Source organism: Mycobacterium sp., from assembly GCF_049585075.1.
Taxonomy (GTDB): domain Bacteria; phylum Actinomycetota; class Actinomycetes; order Mycobacteriales; family Mycobacteriaceae; genus Mycobacterium.
In genome coordinates, this window is record NZ_JBAUZA010000203.1 from 1 (window position 1) to 4874 (window position 4874).

At 66.3% G+C, this 4874-nt stretch carries 5 protein-coding genes; 4 read left to right on the forward strand and 1 reads right to left on the reverse strand.

Annotation, left to right across the window (positions count from 1 at the left end; translation table 11 throughout):
• On the forward strand, positions 1 to 162 hold a 162-nt coding region (locus WB785_RS10065), incomplete at its 5' end, for a thiamine phosphate synthase (protein ID WP_424078851.1).
• Here the strand turns inward: WB785_RS10065 and WB785_RS10070 are convergent.
• Entirely contained in the window at positions 134 to 757 is a 624-nt protein-coding gene (locus tag WB785_RS10070; protein WP_424078846.1) for an NUDIX hydrolase, read from the reverse strand. The genes WB785_RS10065 and WB785_RS10070 overlap by 29 nt on opposite strands.
• A gap of 256 nt (positions 758 to 1013) precedes the next feature.
• Between WB785_RS10070 and glnX the strand changes: the two genes are divergently transcribed.
• The 3 genes from glnX to WB785_RS10085 all read left to right on the forward strand — a co-directional run.
• Positions 1014 to 2333, forward strand: a complete 1320-nt coding sequence (gene glnX / locus WB785_RS10075) for a protein kinase G-activating protein GlnX (RefSeq protein WP_424078848.1) — start codon at positions 1014 to 1016, stop codon at positions 2331 to 2333.
• The gene (locus tag WB785_RS10080) at positions 2333 to 3307 is read left to right on the forward strand and encodes a glutamate ABC transporter substrate-binding protein (RefSeq protein WP_424078852.1); all 975 of its coding nucleotides are present in this window, start codon (positions 2333 to 2335) and stop codon (positions 3305 to 3307) included. Before glnX ends, WB785_RS10080 begins: the two co-directional genes overlap by 1 nt.
• A partial coding sequence (locus WB785_RS10085) for a serine/threonine protein kinase (RefSeq protein ID WP_424078849.1) occupies positions 3307 to 4874 on the forward strand: 1568 nt, incomplete at its 3' end. The genes WB785_RS10080 and WB785_RS10085, both read left to right, overlap by 1 nt.

Sequence of the window (4874 nt, forward strand, 5' to 3'; positions counted from 1 at the left end):
GACAAACCGTGGTTCGCGATCGGCGGTATCGACGCCGACCGGCTGCCGGAGGTGCTGGAGGCCGGCGCCCGCCGCATCGTGGTGGTCCGCGCGATCACCGCCGCGGAAGACCCGCGCGCCGCTGCAGAGCGGCTCAGTTCGGCGCTTGCAGCAGCGAGCTGATCCGGGAACTCAGCTGCGACGGCGCGTGGTCGGGTCTGCCCGCGGTACACCACACGAAAACGCCCGCCTCGATCTCGACCGTGCGCGGCAGACGGCGCCGCCGCTCATCGCCGGCGCTCAACGGCACGATTGCCGGCGCGGTGCGCAGCCGTTGCCAACTGGCGGCGAACCCCGGGTGCAGCGGCAATTCGGCCACCTCGTCTTCGCTGACCCAGCGCATTTCGGCGGTCTCGTGGTTGGGCACGGTTGGCAGCAGTTCGCCCGCGTCAGCGACGACGGTGGTGTAGGTCCAGTGCGTGCCGCTAGCGACGGCAGTGATCACGGTCGCCCGCACCCAAAGCTGCTCGCTGGGCAGGCCAGCCTCCTCATGCGCCTCCCGGACGGCGGCCTGCTCGGCGGTCTCGTGGCTGTCGCGGGCACCGCCCGGCAGACCCCACGTTCCGCCCTGATGACTCCACGGCGCCCGGTGCTGAAGCAACACCGCCGGTGTGCCGTCGGGCCGAGGGGCTCGCAGCAGCAGTCCGGCCGCGCCGTGCCGCCCCCAGAAATGCATGCCGGAGTCGGAGACCACCCATCCGTCACCGTCGCCGCGCACGCGTTCAGGATAAGCAGGCCGCCCGACGACGATGCGGGCCGCGAAGCGGGCCCCGAGGTGGGGCACCCCCAGCCGCGTAGCGGCGAGGGGAGAGGCGGGCAATAAAGCCCGCCCGACGACGGTGCGGCCAGCGCAGCTGGGCGAGGTGGAGAGTCGGGCAAATCACCCTCAGGTCCCAACATCTGGCGAAAACGCTCTTAGAATTTGCTTATAGAGTTTTTGACACGTACGCCTGAAAGATGAGGTCCGAGCAGAGGTGACCGTTGAGTTGGCGCATCCGTCGACCGAGCCGCTGGGTTCGCGGTCGCCGACTGAACCGGCTCACCCCCGTTGGTGGTTCGTAGCGACGACACCGGGGCGCATCCTGACCATCGGTCTCATCCTGGCGATCCTCGGCGGGCTCAGCGCGTTTGCCACTTCGACCACGATCAACCAGCGGCAGCAGGTGTTGACCACGGTGTTGAAGCACACGGAGCCGCTGGCGTTCGCGGCCGGACGGCTGTACACCACGCTGTCGGTGGCCGACGCCGCAGCCGCGACCGCGTTTATTGCGCAGGCGGAACCGCGCACCGTCCGGCAGCGATACGAGCAGGCGATCACCGATGCTGCAGTAGCGGTGACCCGGGCGTCGAGTGGGCTGACCGATGAGCCGCTGGTGCAGTTGCTCGGGCGGATCAACGCCGAACTGTCCGTGTACACCGGGCTGATCGAGATTGCCCGCACCAATAACCGGGCCGGCAACCCCGTCGGGTCGTCGTATCTTTCCGAGGCATCGGCGCTGATGCAGTCGACGATCCTGCCCGATGCGCAGCAGTTATATCGCGAGACGTCAGCACGGGTGGACGCCCAGACCACAGCGTCGACGCAGATCCCGGCTCCGGTGATCCTGATCGTCACCGCCACGGCCGTCTTCGGATCCTTCTCGCACCGCTGGCTGGCTCGACGCACCAAACGACGAATCAACCCTGGTCTTGTCGCAGGTGCCCTCGCGATTCTCGTTATGGTTGTCTGGGTGGGAACCGCGCTAGCGATTTCCACCAGCGGCAGCCGCAGTGCCAAAAACACTGCAGCAGAGTCGCTGAAGACCATCACCGACATGTCCATCAATGCCCAGCAGGCTCGTGCCGACGAAACACTGTCACTGATCCGTCGCGGGGACGAAGAGGTTCGACAGCGGTCCTTCTACGAACGCATCGATGCCATGCACAAGCAGCTCGACGAATATCTCTCTCGCCGCGACGCCGTCGACAAGGGCGACTTGCAGGGGGCTGCTGATCTGCTGACCCAGTGGCGGCGCGCTGACGACCGGATCAACTCCTACATTTCGGTCGGCAATTATCGGGCCGCCACCCAGGTCGCGCTTGGCAGCGGCGAGCAGGACTCGACCCCGGCGTTCGACAAACTCGACCGTGCGCTGGGTAAGGCGATGGAGCAGAGTCGCAACGAATTGCGTGACGACATCCTCTCCGCGCGCGGCGGGCTGGCCGGTGCGACGGTGGGTGGCGTCGTTCTGAGCCTGGGCGCGGCCGTCGCGGTCGCGTTGGGATTGTGGCCCCGGCTGAGCGAGTACCGATGATCACGCGGCGATCGCTCCGGATTCTGTTCGCCGCGCTGGCGATCGCCGCCCTGTTAGCCGGCTGTACCGAGTCGGGCGCCATGGTGGTGAACCCAGTGCCGACCCTGCCGCCGCCCACACCGGCCGGTATGCAGGAGATGCCCCCTAAGCCGCCCCTGTCGCCGGACAAGTCCGCCGACGACTGCAACCCCGCCGCCAGCCTGCGGCCGTTCGACAACCCGGTCGATGCCGACGCGGCCGTCGCGAATATCCGTGCCCGCGGCAGGCTGATCGTCGGTCTGGATATTGGCAGCAACCTGTTCAGCTTCCGCGACCCGATCACCGGTGAAATCACCGGCTTCGACGTGGATATTGCCGGCGAGCTGGCACGCGATATCTTCGGTACCCCGTCGCAAGTCGAGTACCGGATCCTGTCGTCCGACGAGCGCATCACCGCGCTGGAGAAGTCGGAGGTCGACGTCGTCGTCAAGACGATGACCATCACCTGCGAGCGGCGCAAGCAGGTCAACTTCTCCACCGTCTACCTCGACGCCTCCCAGCGCATCCTGGCGCCGCGCGACTCGTCGATCACGAAGCCGTCCGACCTGTCCGGCAAGCGGGTCTGCGTCGCGAGGGGCACCACGTCCCTGCACCGGATCCGGGAGATCGCGCCGCCGCCGATCGTGGTCGAGGTAGTGAACTGGGCCGACTGCCTGGTGACACTGCAGCAGCGCCAAGTCGACGCCGTAAGCACCGATGACTCCATCCTGGCCGGACTGGTGTCCCAGGACCCGTATCTGCACATCGTCGGACCCAACATGGGCACTCAGCCCTACGGCGTCGGGATCAAAATGGACAACACCGGGCTGGTCCGGTTCGTCAACGGCACCCTGGAACGCATCCGCCGCGACGGGACCTGGAACGCCTTGTACCGCAAGTGGTTAACGGTTCTCGGTCCGGCCCCACTCCCGCCGAGCGCGAGGTATGTGGACTGATGACCGAGCAGCCGGTGGATCCCGAACGCCAGGACGCGGACGACAAGGTCGGCCCGGGTACCCAACCTGCCGACGCGATGGTGGATTCGTCAGCGCAGGACCGTCCGGTAACCACGCAGGCGGTCTTCCGGCCCGATTTCGACGATGATGACTCCGAGGCGACGCCGGCGCACATCGTCGACACGGAGCCGCAGGAACGCATGAAGTCGGCACCACGAGCACCGGTCCGGCGGCTTGGCGGCGGGCTAGTCGAGATCCCGCGGGTGCCCGACATCGACCCCATCGAAGCATTGATGCCCAATCCGGTTGTGCCGGAGTCGAAACGGTTCTGCTGGAACTGTGGGCGGCCGGTGGGTCGGGCCAGCGCCGCGGGCACGGCCTCGGCCAAAAAGGCACAGTCGGAGGGCTGGTGCCCTTACTGTGGAAGCCCGTATTCGTTTCTGCCGCAACTAAATCCGGGCGACTTGGTCGCCGGCCAGTACGAAATCAGGGGCTGCATCGCACACGGCGGGCTGGGCTGGGTGTATCTGGCCCTCGACCGCAACGTCAACGATCGTCCGGTGGTACTCAAGGGTTTGGTGCATTCCGGCGATGCCGAGGCCCAGGCGATCGCGATGGCCGAGCGGCGGTTCCTCGCCGAGGTGGTGCATCCCTCGATCGTGCAGATCTTCAATTTCGTCGAGCACACGGACCGGCACGGCGAGCCGGTCGGCTACATCGTGATGGAGTACGTCGGTGGGCAATCGCTCAAGCGCCGCAAAGGCGACAAGCTGCCCGTCGCCGAAGCCATCGCCTACGTGTTGGAAATCTTGCCGGCGCTGAGTTATTTGCATTCCATCGGTTTGGTCTACAACGACCTCAAGCCGGAAAACATCATGCTCACCGAGGAGCAGCTCAAGCTAATCGACCTGGGGGCCGTGTCACGGATCAACTCGTTCGGATACCTTTACGGCACACCGGGTTACCAGGCGCCCGAGATTGTGCGTACCGGCCCGACGATAGCCAGCGACATCTATACCGTCGGCCGCACGCTGGCGGCTCTGACCTTGAAATTGCGCGCCCGCGGCGGGCGCTACGTCGACGGACTGCCCGAGGACGACCCGGTGCTCGCCAAGTACGACTCGTTCGGCCGATTGTTGCGTCGGGCGATCGATCCTGATCCGCGGCGGCGGTTTGTCAGCGCCGAGGAAATGTCGGGGCAGCTGTCCGGTGTTCTGCGTGAGGTGGTCGCGCAGGACACCGGTGTGCGGCGGCCGGGCTTGTCGACGATCTTTTCCCGCAGCCGCGCCACGTTCGGCGAAGACCTGTTGGTAGCACACACCGACGTATACCTTGACGGCCAAGTGCATTCGGAGAAGCTGACGGCCAAGGAGATCGTCACGGCGCTGCAGGTGCCGCTGGTCGATCCGGCCGATGTCGCCGCGCCGCTGTTGGGAGCGACCGTGCTGTCCCAACCGGTGCAGACGTTGGACTCGCTGCGCGCGTTCCGCCACGGCGCAATGGATTCCGACGACATCGACTTGTCTGAATCCGTTGAGCTGCCGCTGATGGAGGTGCGGGCGCTACT